16 protein-coding genes and 1 pseudogene are annotated in these 17,615 nt (G+C 43.3%); 9 read left to right on the plus strand and 8 right to left on the minus strand.

All coding sequences use genetic code 11. The annotated features are described in order from the left end of the window. Genes DKT75_RS01500 through DKT75_RS01525 form a run of 6 tightly spaced genes read left to right on the plus strand, consistent with a single transcriptional unit; the run spans position 1 to position 6,882 of the window. Positions 1-876 carry a class I SAM-dependent methyltransferase gene (locus tag DKT75_RS01500; protein WP_109821674.1) on the plus strand — a complete coding sequence of 292 codons (876 nt, stop codon included), beginning with the start codon at positions 1-3 and terminating at the stop codon, positions 874-876. Between the two features lie 18 nt (positions 877-894). After that, positions 895-2,127, plus strand: coding sequence for a hypothetical protein (locus DKT75_RS01505; protein ID WP_109821675.1), 1,233 nt, complete (start codon positions 895-897; stop codon positions 2,125-2,127). Between the two features lie 38 nt (positions 2,128-2,165). Next, entirely contained in the window at positions 2,166-3,479 is a 1,314-nt protein-coding gene (locus DKT75_RS01510) for a mechanosensitive ion channel family protein (RefSeq protein ID WP_109821676.1), read from the plus strand. Further along, positions 3,476-4,498 carry an OmpA family protein gene (locus DKT75_RS01515; protein WP_109821677.1) on the plus strand — a complete coding sequence of 341 codons (1,023 nt, stop codon included), beginning with the start codon at positions 3,476-3,478 and terminating at the stop codon, positions 4,496-4,498. The genes DKT75_RS01510 and DKT75_RS01515 overlap by 4 nt, the downstream gene beginning before the upstream one ends. A gap of 2 nt (positions 4,499-4,500) precedes the next feature. Continuing rightward, complete coding sequence (locus tag DKT75_RS01520) at positions 4,501-5,430, plus strand: hypothetical protein (protein WP_109821678.1); 930 nt, start codon at positions 4,501-4,503, stop codon at positions 5,428-5,430. An 18-nt stretch (positions 5,431-5,448) separates the two neighbouring features. Further along, on the plus strand, positions 5,449-6,882 hold the full coding sequence (locus DKT75_RS01525) for a cytochrome-c peroxidase (RefSeq protein ID WP_158278773.1): 1,434 nt from the start codon (positions 5,449-5,451) through the stop codon (positions 6,880-6,882). A 111-nt stretch (positions 6,883-6,993) separates the two neighbouring features. On the opposite strand, the gene DKT75_RS01530 is transcribed toward DKT75_RS01525, so the two are convergent. Continuing rightward, positions 6,994-7,251 carry a hypothetical protein gene (locus DKT75_RS01530; protein ID WP_109821680.1) on the minus strand — a complete coding sequence of 86 codons (258 nt, stop codon included), beginning with the start codon at positions 7,249-7,251 and terminating at the stop codon, positions 6,994-6,996. 341 nt (positions 7,252-7,592) lie between these two features. Then, positions 7,593-8,288 carry a TorF family putative porin gene (locus tag DKT75_RS01535; RefSeq protein WP_146201301.1) on the minus strand — a complete coding sequence of 232 codons (696 nt, stop codon included), beginning with the start codon at positions 8,286-8,288 and terminating at the stop codon, positions 7,593-7,595. A 343-nt stretch (positions 8,289-8,631) separates the two neighbouring features. Between DKT75_RS01535 and DKT75_RS01540 the strand changes: the two genes are divergently transcribed. After that, positions 8,632-10,653 (plus strand): leucine-rich repeat domain-containing protein, encoded by a 2,022-nt coding sequence (locus tag DKT75_RS01540; RefSeq protein WP_158278774.1) that lies wholly within the window; start codon positions 8,632-8,634, stop codon positions 10,651-10,653. A 103-nt stretch (positions 10,654-10,756) separates the two neighbouring features. Here the strand turns inward: DKT75_RS01540 and DKT75_RS01545 are convergent, their stop codons facing one another. The 4 genes from DKT75_RS01545 to DKT75_RS01560 all read right to left on the minus strand — a co-directional run bounded on the left by DKT75_RS01545 (position 10,757) and on the right by DKT75_RS01560 (position 15,303). Next, the gene (locus DKT75_RS01545) at positions 10,757-11,164 is read right to left on the minus strand and encodes an ACT domain-containing protein (RefSeq protein WP_109821683.1); all 408 of its coding nucleotides are present in this window, start codon (positions 11,162-11,164) and stop codon (positions 10,757-10,759) included. A 17-nt stretch (positions 11,165-11,181) separates the two neighbouring features. Then, entirely contained in the window at positions 11,182-12,282 is a 1,101-nt protein-coding gene (locus DKT75_RS01550) for a homoserine dehydrogenase (protein ID WP_109821684.1), read from the minus strand. Positions 12,283-12,293: 11 nt separating this feature from the next. Then, positions 12,294-12,794: a hypothetical protein gene (locus DKT75_RS01555; protein WP_146201302.1), complete on the minus strand. Its 501-nt coding sequence runs from the start codon at positions 12,792-12,794 to the stop codon at positions 12,294-12,296. A gap of 94 nt (positions 12,795-12,888) precedes the next feature. Next, positions 12,889-15,303, minus strand: a complete 2,415-nt coding sequence (locus DKT75_RS01560; protein WP_109821686.1) for a multicopper oxidase family protein — start codon at positions 15,301-15,303, stop codon at positions 12,889-12,891. 258 nt (positions 15,304-15,561) lie between these two features. Between DKT75_RS01560 and DKT75_RS01565 the strand changes: the two genes are divergently transcribed. Beyond that, on the plus strand, positions 15,562-16,329 hold the full coding sequence (locus DKT75_RS01565; protein WP_109821687.1) for a thioesterase II family protein: 768 nt from the start codon (positions 15,562-15,564) through the stop codon (positions 16,327-16,329). Continuing rightward, entirely contained in the window at positions 16,326-17,063 is a 738-nt protein-coding gene (locus tag DKT75_RS01570) for a 4'-phosphopantetheinyl transferase family protein (RefSeq protein WP_109821688.1), read from the plus strand. Before DKT75_RS01565 ends, DKT75_RS01570 begins: the two co-directional genes overlap by 4 nt. Before the next feature lie 53 nt (positions 17,064-17,116). On the opposite strand, the pseudogene DKT75_RS22340 reads toward DKT75_RS01570, so the two are convergent. Together DKT75_RS22340 and DKT75_RS01580 are read right to left on the minus strand one after the other, a co-directional pair. Then, positions 17,117-17,248, minus strand: a pseudogene (locus tag DKT75_RS22340) (IS4 family transposase); the annotation flags it as partial. A 21-nt stretch (positions 17,249-17,269) separates the two neighbouring features. Further along, on the minus strand, positions 17,270-17,615 hold a 346-nt coding region (locus DKT75_RS01580), incomplete at its 5' end, for a hypothetical protein (RefSeq protein ID WP_158278775.1).

A 17,615-nucleotide genomic window follows, 5' to 3' on the forward strand; every position in this document is an offset into this window, starting at 1 on the left:
ATGCAGGATTACACAACATGTGACCTTTGTTCGTCACCTGAAACCCTATCAGCAAAAACGTTACAAGGACGTATTGCATCAAGTGAAAGAGCCTTCGAAGATGAAAGCTTCACCGTCTGGCAATGCGACAATTGCAGATGCATTCATTCCAAAGAAGGCGTTGATCTAGCGCATTATTATAGCATTTATGGTTTGCATGAAAATAACGAACCCGATGACATTACACGCTACTTCTTTGGCCGCAAGCTGAAATGGTTAGAAAAAGCAGGCATGCGTAAAGACCATAAGGTGCTGGATTATGGTTGTGGAGGTGGGCATTTCCTTCGCTACCTTCAAGAGCATGGTTATAAAAAAGCAGTTGGATATGACCCTTTTACTGAACAATACGCCGATGAGTCTGTACTAGAGCAACGTTATGAAGCAGTGATGTCATCAGATGTGATTGAGCATGATATTGACGTCATCAAGCACATGGAAACCTTAATGGGGTTAACCTCAGATATTGGCTTTGTTTACATTGAAACACCGGATGCGTTAGCAATTGACCTAAATAAAATAGATGAGCACAGACAGATTCTTCAACAGCCTTTTCATCGTCACATCATGCCACATACGTGGTTGGTCAAGCGCGCTGAAGAACGCAATTGGGAAGTCGCAAAAATCGCCCACCATCCTTTCTTTCATTGCCGCATTCCATTTTTGAATGTACCTGCAATGGATCATTATTGGGACAACTATGGTGGTCTTAGCACGCTGCATGAAAAATATCAGTGGTCTGCATTACTATCACCAAAATATTGGTTCTTAGGGCTGTTTGGATCGTTCATTTACGGCAAAGACGAAGTGCAATTAATCCTACGAGCTAAGCCTCAATAAACCGGTATGGAGTGTATTATGACTCGGGAAATTGCATTGGATAAACAAGCACTGTTTCGCTGGTTATTAAAACGGGATGTTCATGAGTACCTTGATACGGATGGTCGTCCTATTGGTGAAGGCCGGTCGGATGTGTATGCTTCGGTAGAGACAACGTTCAAGTCTTGTCCCTACCCTGGCAGCCGACATAATCATGAGTACCCCATGAATGCCAGCGCGCTCAACAGTATTAGTAAAGAGTGGCAAAAAGTACTGTTACTACTGGGCGAGTTAAGTCAGCAGTATCAAGCGTATCAAAAGACATCCGTTGATAGTTTTTATGACCTAGCGTTAGTCTCTGGTGCAGGAGTATTTCTATCTGACTATATGGCGTTACGCCACGCCCAACCGTTAGCAACACGTGACTTTCCCGTGTTGCTAACGGGGTTGTATAAAGTGTGCTTAGGGTTTCAGCAGGCCACGTTCTTAGCGATGATGAATGACCAATTTAAAGACTCCGTAAGTGAGCAACAACTACCTGACTCCAAGGGTTTTTATGAACATTTAGAAACTCATGGGCTATTAATTGGAGAAGATGAGGTATGTGGTGGCTCATCCGTTATGATACGTCGTGCATTTGACGCTATGTGTGGCAAAGATCTAAAGCCTGGAGCCATGGAAAAACTCCCTCAACTTGCTGAAATGGAAGTGGATTGGGATGCATATAATAGCTTTACCTCCAATGCCTCTAACTTATGGCGTAAAGCGATCTTATACGTCATTCAAATGCGTGGTTTTGTTTTTGAGATCAGCGACGGAAGTATTCCCGAAGCCCTTAAGACAACAATCAATGCCCATCTCAAGGCACACTTGAATGACATCATAAAAGAGCAGGAAGGATTGGCGGTTGAAATCGCGACGATGACCATCGAAGAAAGCGATCGACCTCTCTCTGACTGGGTGGGGGCTCAGTCGCATTTTCTGAAAGAAATTGATTATTCGCCTGCGCAAACGGTGATCAATAGTGAACTGGCCACGCGTGTCATTAACGAGTTAGCGCAAAAGATCGACTTTTCTTTACACCGAGATTCTGTGGTACACGCCATCGAATGGCAGGTGAGTCACTACCAGCAATTTGAGACGGCGGTGCTTAAAGACTTTAACCAACACTTAGAAGCAATGCAAAAAGCGCTTGGGGTGGCGTTTTCTGACACTACGCTAGCGGCTAAAGACCTTTCGATGATTTATGGAAAAACAATAAGTAACTGGTAACAACAATAATTTTTTTAAGATTGATGAGGGCTTTTTAAGTGTTAGAAAAAGTGAGCGAGGTTTTTAATTCCATACAGAACTCAGTATGGCCGTACTTAGAAAAGGCTTGGGGAGTCTTTGGTGATTATGCATATTTAAAAGTAGCATTTGTCGCCACATTAGGCTATCTAGTTGCACGTTTATTTGCAAAATATATCCCCAACTTTCTCAGTCGCATACTTAGTAATACACGTATACCGCTCAGTAAAGACATTGCGGACTTACTGCGCTTCCCCTTATTCAATCTCATCTTTTTAAGTGGCTTATTGCTTGCACTAAAAGCATCCGGCATGAATTCTGCGGTGATGGTCGCCATGACCTCTATTCTGACATCGTTAATGATTGTCGTCGTCGGGGTGTTTGCCTATAAACTCATCAAAATTTTATTCATTCACTCAGCAAAAAATAATAATGACAAAGGTGTTATTCAGGTAAAAACACTGCCGCTTTTTAACAATGCGGCGTTTGTTTTTGTTTTGATTGGTGCAACTCATCAAATTTTTGCCGTTTGGAACGTGGATATGACCGCGCTGTTAGCCTCTGCCGGTATTGCTGGCATGGCGGTGGGGATGGCGGCTCAGGGTACCATTGCCGATATCATTGCCGGTATTTTGATACTGACCGATGAGCCCTTTGCGGTCGGTGATGTTATCCAGCTTGACAGTGGTGATGCTCAAATAAAGGGTGTTGTGACACGAATCGGGATACGCAGTACACGCATTCTCAATGAGTTAAATGTTGAAGTAGTCATACCAAATGGGTTACTGGGTAATTCAAGAGTACTTAATGAGTCTTCCTCTATTGAAAAAGGAGGCGTCGTAGTGGTGAATATCACGATTGCTTCTGGTGTTGACGCAGACCGCATGCGCACTCTACTGATGGATGTTGCCAATCAGTTCCCTGACGCGGATCACACCAAAGAAAAGGAAGTTCACATGCTTGATTTTGACTGGCGTTGTGTGAGGTTTGAACTGGTTGTGTGGTCGGCAGAAAGTGACTGGGAAGGACATGTAGCGGCAGGCTTACGCGAAGCTGTTTATAAGCGTCTATGCCATGAAAAAATACCGTTTTCTCTCCCTGAAATCGGTGAAATGGCAATTACTGAAATGGCGAACAGCCGCCAGGAAGTGGCGATTACACAGATGGCCGATAGCCGCCAGGAGGTTCGTATTACCGAGACGCCTGAGAGCACTAGTCACGTCTACATCAAAGAAGCACCTAACTTATTTGGCTTAGGGCCGATAAAGCAACATTCAGACAAGCCACTCAGTCAACGTGCAACTGAACGCAAACCAGAGGGGTCAGTTAAATGAGTAGCCGTTTGATTTATGGGTACCTTATTGGCGCCTTATTGTTAGCACTTTTATACTTTTTGGCCATTCCTTTTTATGAAAAAAAAATCCCGACATCATTAGTAAAAGATGTTCAAAAACAACTAGATACAAAGGGACATATCTGGGCTAAAGCCTCAGCCAGCGGACGTGATATTACACTGAATGGTAAAGCACCAACACCCCGTGACTTTGAGGATGCACTGACTTTAACAAAGGGTGTATCGGGCGTGCGTTCCGTTGAGAATAACCTCATCCATACCCTTGTTAGACCTTACTATCTAACGGCCGAATGGGAAGACAAGCAGCTGACGATTAAAGGTTATTTACCTGACGAGGAGAGTCTCTCTAGAATCACTAAAGTGTTTGAATCTCAATATCCGAAGGGCCGAGTTAACCACCAACTCGCTGTGGCTAAGGGAGCTCCTGAAGGCTGGGCAGATTTGACCTTAACGGCACTAGAGAATACATCACCAATAGACTTGGTGAGCCTTGATCTAATCGGCCAACATATCGATCTATCGGCTAAATCCACTCACAGTGCTGATATTAACCGTTTAATGAGTGCCTTACGTCCCTTTGAAAAGAAAGGTTTCACACTGAAGTCTAATCTCGTTGCCACCGATCAGACCACTCAACGCTGTCAAACACGTTTCAATAAATTACTCCTCCACACCCAAATTTCTTTTAACACAGGGAAAGCCACTATTAATAAGGAAAGTATCCCACTCTTACGGAAACTGGGAGAAATAGGTCTGTTATGTTCCGAAGTAAGCATTACGATTGCTGGATACACTGACAACAAAGGGCGTCCAAAGAAAAACTTATCGTTGAGTCAAGACCGTGCCGATACCATCGCAAGGTGGTTAAGTAATGCCGGTATGGATGAAAAACTACTGAATCCGGTTGGCTATGGCGCTAGCGATCCCATTGCCGATAACTCAACAGAAAAAGGGCGTGCCAAAAATCGTCGTATTGAATTTATTGTTCAGGAAAAATAACTATGTCTGATCTTGCCATCGAACTATTGCTAATCCTATTGTTAGCCACCTTTATTGGTTGGTTTCTAGGGCGCTTTTTATCTAAAAACAAAGAACATGAAGAACGTAGTCACAATAGACAACTTAGCCAACAAATCCTGCTATTGGAAACGGAGCAAAAAAACTTACAACAAACGCTGATCGAGTGTCACGAAAAGCTCAATGAAACAAGCAAAGTCGAAGCGGGACTCAAGCAAAGCTGCAGCAGTTTTGAAACACGCTTAGACTCCCTTCAAGAGGAACGTAAAAGGCTCATTCATGAACATCAGGCCTTGGAAATCAGTCATGCGCGACTGGAAAGTATCAGCAATGAGTTTGAGCAGAACAAACGGCAAATGCAGTCGATGAAGTCGCTTAATACGGAGCAAGAGAACGAAATTGTATCTACCCAGTCGGCGTTAAACAGAACAAGTAAAACGCTGAGTAGTGCGCAAACCCAAGTGTCACAACAGAGACAACAACTCGATGTGATGCAACAAGAAAATAGCAAGCAAGCAGCCTATATTTTCGAATTAGAAAAAGATCGTCAGGCACTACAGTCCTTGACGATCGATCACGATGTGTCACTGTCAAAAAACACGATACTCGAAGAAGACAAAGTACGTTTTCATGAACGCTACGCAGAGCTTAAGAAAGAGCAAATCGATTTACGCCAACAGTGCGACACGCTGCGTACTGAAAGCATGCAGTTTAACAGCCGATTCAGCACGTTGATGGAAGAAAAAGAAGATATCAGCCATGAGGCTGAGCGTTTAACCATTGAGAAGAATGACTACCTTGGTCGTCTAAGAGCAATTTCAGGAGTCATTGATGTGGTCGGTACTGAAAAGTTAGTGGATGACAGCATGCCATCACAAGAGTTCATCCCCCGCCAAACCACTATTATTCGATAATTAACAATGCCTCTCACTATGATCAACAAAGTATCTGCGATAGCAACATTATCCTTACTTATAACACCGATGTCCTTTTCTCAAACATTAGATGAAGCACTCCACGACATCATTCAGAATAATACGTTAACTGGCAACCCCATTAAGCAACAACAACTGAGCGATATTGACAGCACCAAGGCACAGTTGGGGATGAAGCTTTTCTATTCACGTGCACTGAGTGGAAATCTCGACACTGCCTGCGCCAGTTGTCATCACCCAATGCTGGGAGGTGGGGATAATTTGTCACTGCCGGTTGGCGTCAAGAGTGAAAAGCCATCTGTACTCGGCCTTGGCCGCCAACGTAAAGAGGGTTTGCCACCTGATATTGCCAGAAATGCACCAACAACGTTTAACATAGCCCTATGGCAGAAGGTTATGTTTCATGATGGACGCATAGAAAGCATCGGTCCAAGCCAGTTCACCACACCCGATTTCCATTACCCACAACGTGACCCTAAAGCCGGTGAAAACTTAGTTCAGGCACAAGCACGTTTTCCTGTTACGTCTGATCGGGAAATGCTAGGAGAAAGCTTTGCCTTTCGTCGATCCACTCAAGCAAGACGGGCATCAATTGCTGCCCGGTTAGCAGGAAAATCCCCGACACTCAGCGCGTTACCGAAAACAGTGACTCATTATTGGCTCACCGCTTTTCGAACAACATTCAGTGCACCGGAAGCAACGGCATCACAATTAATAACGGAACAATCCATTAGTGAGTTACTCGCAGAGTACCAACGCTCACAGCTATTTATCGATACGCCTTGGCGTCAATATATCAACGGCAATACACTGGCAATCAGTGAAGAGGCAAAAGTGGGTGCCTTACTGTTCTATCAAGGCAGAGAAAAAGGTGGCTACGCCTGTGCTAACTGTCACAGCGGGGATTTTTTTAGTAATGAGAAATTTTACAATATACTTATTCCGCCCATTGGCCCAGGAAAAGCCGGCAAAAATGGTGTTGCGGTACAGGGCCAAGACTTTGGACGACGTTTAGTCACTCGCCTGCCTCAAGATAATTATAAATTTCGCGTACCTAGTCTGCTTAACACAGAAGTCACTGGGCCTTGGGGACATAACGGTGCTTATACATCGTTACCCGGCATCGTCAAGCATATGATTGCACCCAAACAAATGCTTCAACAATACAACCCCAACCAATTAAAGCAGAAGAATATTCCAGTCGACAATTTGAAAACACGTGTTGATCTACTGATGAAGAGTAATCCTAATTCCTTTGTTAAAGACAAGGACTACCGGACTGAGGATGTTGAAGCACTCGTCACATTCTTGAAAACCTTGACCGACCCTTGTGTCAAGAGTAGAGCGTGTCTATCCCCTTGGATACCCAACAACGAAAGCCTCACACCTCTACAGTTACAAGGAACTGACTTAGATGGAAATAAACATTAATCACACGGTTAAGTCGTTAGGTACTTAGCAATCGCAAAATACTAAACCTACACCCTGAGAATTTTACATCAGCTTGCTATGGAAAAACTACTCGAATACGTCATTAAAGGGTTATTTTACTAAAAAAATCCTAACAATCCTAATTTCTTTACCCCCTGAATGCCACATCGCAGGAACAACAGATACTATTGACCAGCCTTGTTTAACCAATTTGTAAATATCGAGTTGTAAGTCTTCTTTTTCGCCTGTACATTGGACTGTGCTGCTATAGCCTTCTTGCTGACAGATTAATAGTTCTTTTGAATAAGCTTGGCTGGAAATAGAGATTAGTGCGGCAGATAGAATAATAAGTGACATTAGTTTCTTCATTTTGGGAATCCTTTCGTTTACTTAAAGATAAGTCCAGAATCACTTTTTGGTGCCTCTGACGGGTGCGATCAAGATAGTTCTTTGTTGTGATAGACCCGGTATTATGTTGTTCCACTGGGGAGTTGTGGCAGGCATGGGCGTTACATTGGCCACACTATTTGCGGGAATTGGTAATTCACTGAGGCCGCTATTACAGAAAAGGTCACTAAGGGAAAATGCCATCGCATTACCAAATAAACAACCACTAATCAGTCACCGAACATCTGATCACTCAACAAAAAAGTGATGAAAAAAAGTCGTTCCCTCTGTAATACAAGGAACGACTTCAAGAAAAACCGACTTTAAAAACCGAAATGCTTAGTCCATGTAACACTCACACGTGGATCACCTAAGCCAAAATCTTCAATATCATTATCATCCAAAGCAAACTTAAATCCATCTTTACTGATAGACGCTTGATAATGGGTATAGCTCGCATTACTTTGAGAGTCGACATAACCGGCTGCAAAACCATATCCGATACCTCGCGCAGTCTTACCGTTATAGCTCAACAGATAATAAGCGTCGTGCTCATTGTCATCGGAGCCATCGTTATCCTTTTTATCGAGGGTATAGTCGATTTCAAAGTCAAATCCTTTGTAGCCTATCACACCATACACTTCGGAATAGTCTGTACCACTTAGGTCATCGTCAGCAGCAGGAAATGCATAGTACATATACCCCATGTCATAGCGAATACCATTGGCTGTTTCACCCGTATAACCACCGTATACGTCGACTTCATAAGTCTGTTCAGTATATTCAGCAGGAGGTAGATGAACATTGGCACCAAGAACACCGACGTAAAAACCACTCGCAAAATTCTTACGTAAATTACCTGTCACACTAGGGCCATCATCAGAGACGGTCACTCCACGCCCCATTTTATTACTGGATACTTCTATTGTGGCATATGCCTGAGCCATTGCCTGTGTAGTAAATACTGCTGAACTAATTAGTACACCAGCGGTAATCATCTTTTTATATGTGTTGTTCATCGCTTTCAAAAAGCCTCCGATAATGAAATTACAATCCCTACAATTTTAATGAAAGCGCATTTGGCAAGACACCAAAGTTAACAAAAATTTACACAAAACAAGATTCATACCCACACCTTAAGAAGTATCTAACACGGCTCCAAGTGTTAAGAAGTGTTAAGAAAACATTACTCTTTAACGAGAATTCAATAATCTGATTTATACATACATAACTTGGATAAACACTATGCTTCTTCCCATAATGACCTTTGGCAAAAGGTTTTTTTTGCTTCTTGTTTGCTACAGCGTGCTCTCAGTTAGTCACGCAAAAAATGAAAGCGATCACGATTCTACGACAGATAAAATGATTGAACGAATCACTAGCCTCAATGGCAGCGTGGTGGTTAAACATGAAGGAGAACATGGCTTAGGTCGTCAAATTTTGGAGGTTCATTTACCGGAGCTCAGAATCAGTGATGAGCAACTGAAAAAAATCAGTACGATTCAAAGTATAGAGTCGATTGAAATGACGGGGGACTTATTCACTATTGGCCCTATGCCAGATGATGTGTTGGAGTGGCTACAAACTCAAACAGAATTAACCACGATTAAAGTGAATGGCTTCCCGGTTACAGACAAAGGCGTCGAAAGCTTAACCAACTTGCCCAACCTTAAATCTCTGGAGCTTCACGGCACCCGAGTAACCGACAAAAGTCTGGCAACGCTAAAAACAATGCCTCAGCTTGAAGCGCTTGGTTTCGGTCAAAGCCGTATTCAACGAGTGTATCGCCATTACTTCCGTGGAAATAAAATTACGGATGCGGGCCTAGAGCAACTCAAAGGTTTGCCTAACTTGAGTCGCTTATCACTCTACACTACTGACATTACTGACAAAGGCATGGAGTCGCTGAAAAATTTCAAGCAATTACGTGAGTTGGAGCTTGGACATACACAAATCACCGATAAAGGCCTTGCCGTACTGGAAGCAATGCCACATTTGCAGTTATTGGGTCTGGATGGCACGTTGATCAGTGATGCAGGACTAGCCGTAGTTAAAGGGATGACTCAACTGCGTGAGCTAAGCCTTAACTACACGGCTGTGACAGATGCAGCAACGGCTCACTTTAAAGACTTAACGGCTTTACATCGCCTCAGCTTACAACGTACGCAAATCAGTGATGCAGGTCTCGACACACTATCAGGCCTAACCAACTTAAAAGAGTTAGATTTAGGCTTTACTGCCATTACAGATAAAGGCTTAACGACGCTTAGCAACAAAATATTCCTCAAGCACCTTTTTCTTGACGGTACGCAAATTAGTGATGCAGGCCTAGCATCGTTAGCAACGTTGACCCGTCTAAGTGATTTGGACCTTAAATACACAGGGATTACCAGTGTAGGCCTAGAATCGCTTAACACTCTCACGGCACTACAGAAACTGACACTCGCCAATACTGCAGTTGATGACAAAGGGCTTGCGTTTTTAGCAGGCTTCCCTCAACTATGGGAATTAGACTTATCTGGTACCGCGATTAGTGATAAAGGGCTTGTTCACTTGAGCACCCTACCCGTACTTGGACTCAATCTTGATGGGACGAAGATCACAGATGCCGGCATGACCAGTATCGGTAAGCTGCACAACTTGCTTGAACTCACCATGGAAAGCACAGGCATTACCAGCAAAGGTTTTGAGTCATTAAAAGGCTTAACCTCATTGCGTATTCTGAAGTTTGCTGAAACAGCTGTGACTGATGAGGCCGCTAGCATTATTCAAACAATGAAGGGCTTGAATATTCTAGGTGCAAGTAATGTGACTGGCATTACGGATAAAAGTATTGAGCTTCTCCAGCACCTGCCAAAGATTCATACTATGGAGCTTCGCGGGACGTCTATCACGGATAACGCCGTTGCTATGATGAGTAAGTTTGATCGCATGCACTGCTATGACCTAGCGGGAAGTGCCGTCACTGCTGAAGGACTTAAAAGTCTTAAAAACTATAGTAATGTTCACTCTCTCGCGCTGGATGCTGGTCAAGCAACCTCCGAAGGTTTGGCTGCGGTGAAAGAAGGACTCGCACTCTTCCAAGAGCTTTATTTCTATGGGCCACAGATTGATGATGCCTTCATTAAAGCCAATAAGTCAGTCCTTAATGGATTGCAAGAGATGAACTTGTTTGGAACTGGTCTCACGGATGCTGGATTGAAAGACCTTGCTGAAATCACAAGCCTGACGACCATTCGCATTGCTCAAGAAGGTCTAAGTCCAGAAGCACTAGACGCCTTCCGTAAGTCCATGCCAAATGTAACGGTTGCAGCAGTCGGAGAAGCAGGTTGGAGCTTCATTAAACCATGGGGTGGCGCAACAGGCAGCAGTACAATGCCTTAACCCAAAGTAGAGTAGATTAGTCTAAAAAAAAACCCGCTGAGTGTGAAAACACAGCGGGTTTTTTTATATAAAAGACACCAGCGCTAAATTGATAACGCGTTCATCATTCGGTATTAATAATATGGTGACCTAGTGCTTCCAACACCTCTATTGCTTTACCCAGCTTATTTACAATCAAATAATCCGTATTATAAGTCGCTTCGGCAAAAACACTAATGCCCGCGTCAGAAAGTGGCTTCACGATCGAGACCATCACACCAGGTTCATCTAGCGCAAAGGGACCTTCTAACTTCAAGCAACGCCAATCGCGGTCGATCAAAATCGTCTCATGAGCACCTTCAGGAATGCACTGTTGCGGGCAAATAAGCGATAGCTCTTCCAATGTTTGTGTCACTGCAAAAAAACTGGCTTTTCTAGGCATTCCCCATTGCGGAATATCCGCGTCAGCGGTTAGTTGGCAAACGGCAAAGTAATCCGGCAAGACGCTTAAATTTCTGGTTATATTCGTCATAATTATTCAGACTCTAGTCAGTGAATGGATTGGCTACGAATAATGTCTAACATATCTCGCAACATAGCAGCGGCGGCTGGCTCAGGGCCTGGCTCAGAACTGGCAGCCGATAACCTATCCACATCACGTGAATAATAGACCACTCCCATTTCATCAGGTGTTAGACGTGATAATGGGTGATCTAATGGTAAAGGCGTTGGTCGTACTGATAATTGATATGCACCGTCAACCAATACCGCTGTGGCTACAGGAACCATTCGTAAACCATTATTCGAGGCTTCTTGAAGGTCCTTCAAGGTTAGGTCACGAATACCTTGTCTATCCACATCGCTTAACTGTGTGGACTGACCCAGCACTGAATTAGCAGCAATGACTAATTTAGCTGCTGCATCCCAGCCATCCACATCTAACGATGGATCCGTTTCAGCAATGCCACGCCGTTGAGCATCTGCTAACGCACTATCATAACTTTGACCATCTTCCATCGCGCGAATAATGTATTGTGTCGTCCCATTAAACACGGCTTCCAAGCGAGTAATTTGGCAACCTGCTAAATCCCGCCAGCCTAAATTAATCGCAGGCAATGACCCAGCTACACAGGCGCTAAAACGTAATTTTGGCCGGATCTCAGTATGAATAGCTTCCGCTAAGTCGCCGAAGTTTTTACCCCAGCCTTTACCCATATCACTGATTTCTGCCAACTCATTAAACGCCACAGCCGCCGGCCCTTTATTCGCTAGAACAACATGAACACTCGCATTGAGCGCTGCTCGTATGTTACTCAGACTAGGCTCGGCATCTTTCAAATTAACAGGTGTCGCTTCCAATAGAAAATCGGGTTTAGCTAATGCTAATAGCTCACTCGCTTGCATACCTGGGCGGCCGATATCGGGCAATGTAGACACCTTGCTTTTAGCCGATAAAGTGTTTAGTAGTAACCCTAGATCTAAACCTTCATCATTAATGGCCCCACCACCCAACTCAGCCACACCCGTCAGCTTAAATTTCACTCCATAACGAGTCTGTAAGCTTTCAGATTCCTGATGCAATATTGATAACAGTGATCCGCCAACATTCCCAAGACCAGCCAAAGCAATGCGATAAACAGTAGGTTCCATAGTGTCTATTCCTAGTTATTTTTAGATAATTTCTTACGAGTGTGAACCGCTCTGAAGATAGGGTTCCATGTGTGACCCTTATCATAAGATTCCGATAGAATGTCAGTAAAGCTGTCTTCGCTGGTTTTACTGGAGGACAATTGAGAGAATGACGCTTCTCCTTCAGCTTCAACCATGGAAGTACCTGCTCTCACATCATCAATGACGACCGTATCAGTACCTTCAATAAAGTTACCCTCAAGCACTGACATCAGACCGCTTTGATCATCACAGGATATCATTCGATATACCTGACGATATTGATCATAAGACCAAGAAAAAAAAAGGCTCACAACCATATCACCGTAAGCAATTTTCATCGTTTCGCGGTGGGCAGTGCCTTCAAAGATAGGATAAATAGCAGTCTCTTTGGGAATGGGGGTTGCAGCCCACTGACCATTATCCCCCATGATATGGGCTTCAACATCCCACTCACCTTGCATAAATTGGAGCCGACTCATTCCTTTTTGCATAGTTTTCTCTAATAAATGACTAGAATTCATCAAAGGTCACTACCATAGATAAGGGTATCTATGGTAGTGACCTACTTTGAACAACCGAGGCTAATTAGTGACTATGAGTACTATCAGTCGTACTCCCCACCAACACCTCATGTGTTGTGTCGTTTACCGCTAAGTTTACATAAGGGTTAGTTGGTCCCGTCAACTCAGTAGCCATGACAGTAAAGGACTTATTCTCCAATGCATCTTTATCGATAGTGCAGACCAAGATACCGCTATCCTCAGCTAGCGTGTCGACAGTAATACCATCCGTCGTCCACACGCCATTACTTTCATCCCATGAATACAAAGCAACGGTGCTCGTGTCATAGTCATTACCCCGCGTAAGCGCCTGAGCATAGTGCACGGTTACTCTAGCGACACCCTTATCGGTTAACGGCTCTGATGATTCCAAGTAAAACGAACGTTCAAGTACCGCCATACCTACGTCAACAAGCTCAACGGGCTGTAGCTCAAATTGATACTCAACCGTTGCATCTGCACTTAAACTACCCGCAGCAAACTCGATGCGCAAACGGCTTTCAGCGTCTACATCATTCGACGTTTGTGCATTACAATTAACGGAGCCACCCACAGAAGCCACAATGCTGCTAGTAACAGGAGAACCATCGACCACTTCACACAGATGCATCATGCCTTCATCTTCATGTGCAATGACGTGGCAATGCATTGGGAATATTCCGGTGAACTTCTCAAAACGATGTCGAATCACAGCTTTACCACCATGAGGTACATCAATAGTATCTGCCCAATAATTCGGATAATGGATATCAAACGTTGGATCGCCATTGTCATCCAAAACATGATCGCCATTCTCATCTCTGATCGGCTCATGAACTTCTTTTAAGTGGAACCAATTAACATGAATATGGAACGGGTGATTGATTTGGTTGAACTGCAGAGGGCCGGTATGGACATTAGTAATTGTCCACTCTTCAGTATCGCCCAATAGCATTGTTTCATTAATACGAGCGGCATTAAACGGAGTGCTGTTGATGGTGAATTTTCTGTTATCAATCAGAGCGACATCACCCTCAACTCCAGAAAAGTTAGCACTCACCTGGCCTTCAACCTTAAACTCTATGGTGCGGTTCCTAGATACATGTTCAATCGGTGGCAACCTATCTGAAGGGGGATTCAATGACGTAGGTAATGGCATATCATTCACATCACCAGCAATATTCACTTCTAAGATGACGAGTTCAGTCGCACCAACAGAAGGGGTAGTAAATGCAGGTAACCAGAATAAGATTTCGGTAAAGTCATCATTAAAAATTGGGAATTCATTAACATTCGTTCCATTACCATCAGCACCAAATTGGTCATAAAGCATTTTCAGTTGGTAAGTGCCAGGCTCAGTTGGCGCCTTAATCAGCAAGTCTAAACGATTACCTGGGCCCGTTATTAGCTCTTCATGCTCACTAATTTCATCAGCAGTAATACCATCCCACGCAGCAACACGAAGCGGAATATGATCTTCATTGGTTGGATCATTTGCATTGACCAACTTAAATCGGTACGTCTGCAAATGACATAGCATGCCTAAACGCCACCGTTGAAGTTCACCGGGAACCATATCAATCTGTGGCGGAGTCGCCGTCCCTGAAATCGCCAATCCGTTAGCATCCCGTTCGACACCTTCATCAACGGCTTTACCGTTTAAGGTATACTGCATATAAGCTTCTTGGGCGAATAAGCTGTATATCGGGTTACGCTCATAAGCTTCAGGCTTAGTAAAGTCAATAGGCCGAGTGAGATCAACACCGGGAGTACCTTCATTAGGAACCGTTCCATAATTACTTGCATTAATCCCAACAATAAGCTCATGAAACGCTAACTCAACATCACGTGCAGCGGCAATTTCAGGGATCTCATTAAGGTCATCCTTTCCGCCTTCAATGATTAAGAAACCACACATTCCACTGGCCATCTGGTGCAACGCAGAACCGTGCTTATGTGGGTGATACCAGAAGGTTCCTGATGGGTGATCCTCAGGAATAGTGATTTCATGTTCGATTGTCTCACCGGGATGCACCACATGAAGCACGTTATCTTCAATACCTCTCGGAGAAACATTTAAACCATGCGTATGCAAATTTGCGTTATTGAAGCCATGAGGAATATTGATATCCGCAGGATGAAAATGATCCTCTGCTGACGCTTCAAGATTATTCACAAAGGTGATTTTCATCGTATCACCCGGCTTAGCGACCAGTGTTTCCGGAGGAAAATTACCATTAAACGTACGGTAATCTAAGGGAATACCTTGAACCATTCCTGCTACTGAGTTTCTCTCAACACTCATATAATACGGTGCATTTTCATTCACATAGACACGATTCATTTCCGGAATATTATTAGCATTCTCTGTCGCATGAACTCCGTTGTCATCATGGCACCCTATCAAGGAAACCGTTGGTACCGTTGCCCCTGTGAACTTTAAAAAATCACGTCTTTTCATTTAGTGAACCCTGTCATGTTTCCTCAAAAAAATGAGGATGATATAGTGAAAAATAGCAATTAGAGTAATAAAGGGAGGTGCCTCGCAGCAATGAAAATTAACATTTCTTAACATTTACCAACGACCTATCATTGCTCTATATATCGTGGGTAAATCGCAGAATTTTGTTAAGAAATGTTTATTAACATATATTTATTAGCTTTATGAAATTAGGCTATTAATCAATTTACCCCCCCTTCATAAAATAGTATTTAATCAATGTCTGAAGCTAAAATCTCTTCGCCATGGTTCACTAACTATGGTCTCCCCATTAATAAGAGTGTCCGTATTTTTGCGTTCCCATTTTCTGGGGCAGGCCCCGTGGTTTACCAACGTTGGGCTAAGCAACTAGAACAACAAGGTATTGAGCTTTTAGGTGTACAACTGCCAGGAAGAGAAAGCCGCTACAAAGAAAAATTAATAATTGATTTAAAAGATCTTATTCAAGAACTCGCGACTGAGATACAGCTATTACCAGACAAAGAGTGCGTATTTTTTGGTCACAGTTTAGGCGCCCTAATCGCTTTCGAATTATGTCGTGAATTACGCCGAAGAGGAGCACCTACACCTAAGCATCTCGTTCTTTCAGCATTTCGCTCACCGTCCATGCCCAACCCCAATGCTGAGCTTCACAATCTAGATGACAAAACGTTGATACAACGCATGAGGGAATATGGAGGAACACCTGAAGCAATCCTATCAAACCCCGAGTTTATGGCTATTTTCATACCTGTTTTACGTGCTGATTTCAAATTATTTGAAACTTACCAGTACACACAAGAGCCCCCTTTAAACTGCCCAATTACTATGCTATGTGGTCAAGATGATCGTATCGTTAAACCAGAGTACATAGTGGGCTGGAAGGATCAAAGTACACTACCTGTTAAGACCATTTTATTCTCTGGAGGGCACTTTTTTCTGGAGCCTCACAAACAGGATGTGCTCCGTTTACTAAAAGACATATGTCAGCAGCATAATCTACGATGAAGAGTACGGCAGCTATTCATTGGGCCTACTCAGACTCAATTCAGCCATACAATACCGCTATTCTTAGCCGCAAGGAGCAAATACAAGCGAATGCTTTTCGGTTTGATGAACACCGCGAGCTTTATTTAGCCGCTCATTATTTTCTTCGCAAGGTGCTTAGCTATTATGTCCCTTCCCCCTTGTCAGCATGGCGCTATGATTACAACTATTTTGGTAAGCCCTTTATTAGCAACGCTCTTTCCCAAAAAATTTTTTTCAACCTCTCCCACACGCAAGGCATGATTGTATGCGCAGTCAGTCACACGCACGATATTGGCATTGATGTTGAACTAAAAAGACCTATTAACAACTTCAAAGAAATGAGTCATTCTTGTTTCCATAGCATAGAAAGAAATGAAGTACTTAGGGGTATAACACACGCGGAAAAAGAAGATCTATTTTTCGTCTACTGGACATTAAAAGAGGCGGCTATCAAAGCTTGGGGGGAAGGTTTAAGTACTTCTCTTCAAAGTTTTTACCTATATAGAAAAGTATTGAACCAGTGGGGAGTAACCTTTGTTACTCCACAAACAAAGAAAGCATCTAACTTACAACTTAACTCGCTTACAGTTGACAATGATTATCAACTTGCAATCGCCATTCAAGTATCATCAACATACTGCTCTAGCCAACCTTTAATGTTTACAATAACTGATTCAAACTCTTCCGACAGTTCTTGCTGGAACACATTATAATTAGCCTCATTTAACGCACCTTCTTATACACAACTCATTCATCTGCCCATTCACTACTGGCCACTGCAGTCCAGCACTCGTGAGTAGCCGATCAAGATACCTTTAGCGCCGGGCTCACCATCGCCCTTTCGCCCCAGAAAACCACCCAGTATCGCCAGATTCCTGACCACCTGATTGAGCGTGGGTATCCCGTTCGGCTAAACATATTATCTATATTTTTCCTTAAGTTTCTTGATAGCCTTTTTATTACGCCTTTTTTCTGTAAATAATGGTGATACAGCGTAACCTAAACTAAGACCAACACCTGACATGTAACCAACAATGGCAATTGACACACTAATATTAAAGACAAACACACCACCAATAATTCCTACTGTTGGTATGACACCGGATAACAACGTTTTACGGTGGGTTTTCTGAAGTTGTTTAGCTAAATCTAGCACGTCAATTAAGTTGATAAGCTTGTCATTCATTAAAACGATTTTTGCAGTATCTGTGGCGATCATTTCACCATTGCTTAAGGATACTGAAATCTCTGCTTGTTTGAGAGCG

The organism is Leucothrix arctica (genome assembly GCF_003172895.1).
GTDB lineage: Bacteria > Pseudomonadota > Gammaproteobacteria > Thiotrichales > Thiotrichaceae > Leucothrix > Leucothrix arctica.

What these genes read in the sequence shown, in the direction of transcription:
- DKT75_RS01500 (WP_109821674.1), top strand. Translation starts at nt 1, where the DNA reads ATGCAGGATTACACAACATGTGACCTTTGTTCGTCACCTGAAACCCTA.
- DKT75_RS01505 (WP_109821675.1), top strand. Translation starts at nt 895, where the DNA reads ATGACTCGGGAAATTGCATTGGATAAACAAGCACTGTTTCGCTGGTTA.
- DKT75_RS01515 (WP_109821677.1), top strand. Translation starts at nt 3,476, where the DNA reads ATGAGTAGCCGTTTGATTTATGGGTACCTTATTGGCGCCTTATTGTTA.
- DKT75_RS01520 (WP_109821678.1), top strand. Translation starts at nt 4,501, where the DNA reads ATGTCTGATCTTGCCATCGAACTATTGCTAATCCTATTGTTAGCCACC.
- DKT75_RS01525 (WP_158278773.1), top strand. Translation starts at nt 5,449, where the DNA reads ATGATCAACAAAGTATCTGCGATAGCAACATTATCCTTACTTATAACA.
- DKT75_RS01530 (WP_109821680.1), bottom strand. Translation starts at nt 7,251, where the DNA reads ATGAAGAAACTAATGTCACTTATTATTCTATCTGCCGCACTAATCTCT.
- DKT75_RS01535 (WP_146201301.1), bottom strand. Translation starts at nt 8,288, where the DNA reads ATGAACAACACATATAAAAAGATGATTACCGCTGGTGTACTAATTAGT.
- DKT75_RS01540 (WP_158278774.1), top strand. Translation starts at nt 8,632, where the DNA reads ATGATTGAACGAATCACTAGCCTCAATGGCAGCGTGGTGGTTAAACAT.
- DKT75_RS01545 (WP_109821683.1), bottom strand. Translation starts at nt 11,164, where the DNA reads ATGACGAATATAACCAGAAATTTAAGCGTCTTGCCGGATTACTTTGCC.
- DKT75_RS01550 (WP_109821684.1), bottom strand. Translation starts at nt 12,282, where the DNA reads ATGGAACCTACTGTTTATCGCATTGCTTTGGCTGGTCTTGGGAATGTT.
- DKT75_RS01555 (WP_146201302.1), bottom strand. Translation starts at nt 12,794, where the DNA reads ATGCAAAAAGGAATGAGTCGGCTCCAATTTATGCAAGGTGAGTGGGAT.
- DKT75_RS01560 (WP_109821686.1), bottom strand. Translation starts at nt 15,303, where the DNA reads ATGAAAAGACGTGATTTTTTAAAGTTCACAGGGGCAACGGTACCAACG.
- DKT75_RS01565 (WP_109821687.1), top strand. Translation starts at nt 15,562, where the DNA reads ATGTCTGAAGCTAAAATCTCTTCGCCATGGTTCACTAACTATGGTCTC.
- DKT75_RS01570 (WP_109821688.1), top strand. Translation starts at nt 16,326, where the DNA reads ATGAAGAGTACGGCAGCTATTCATTGGGCCTACTCAGACTCAATTCAG.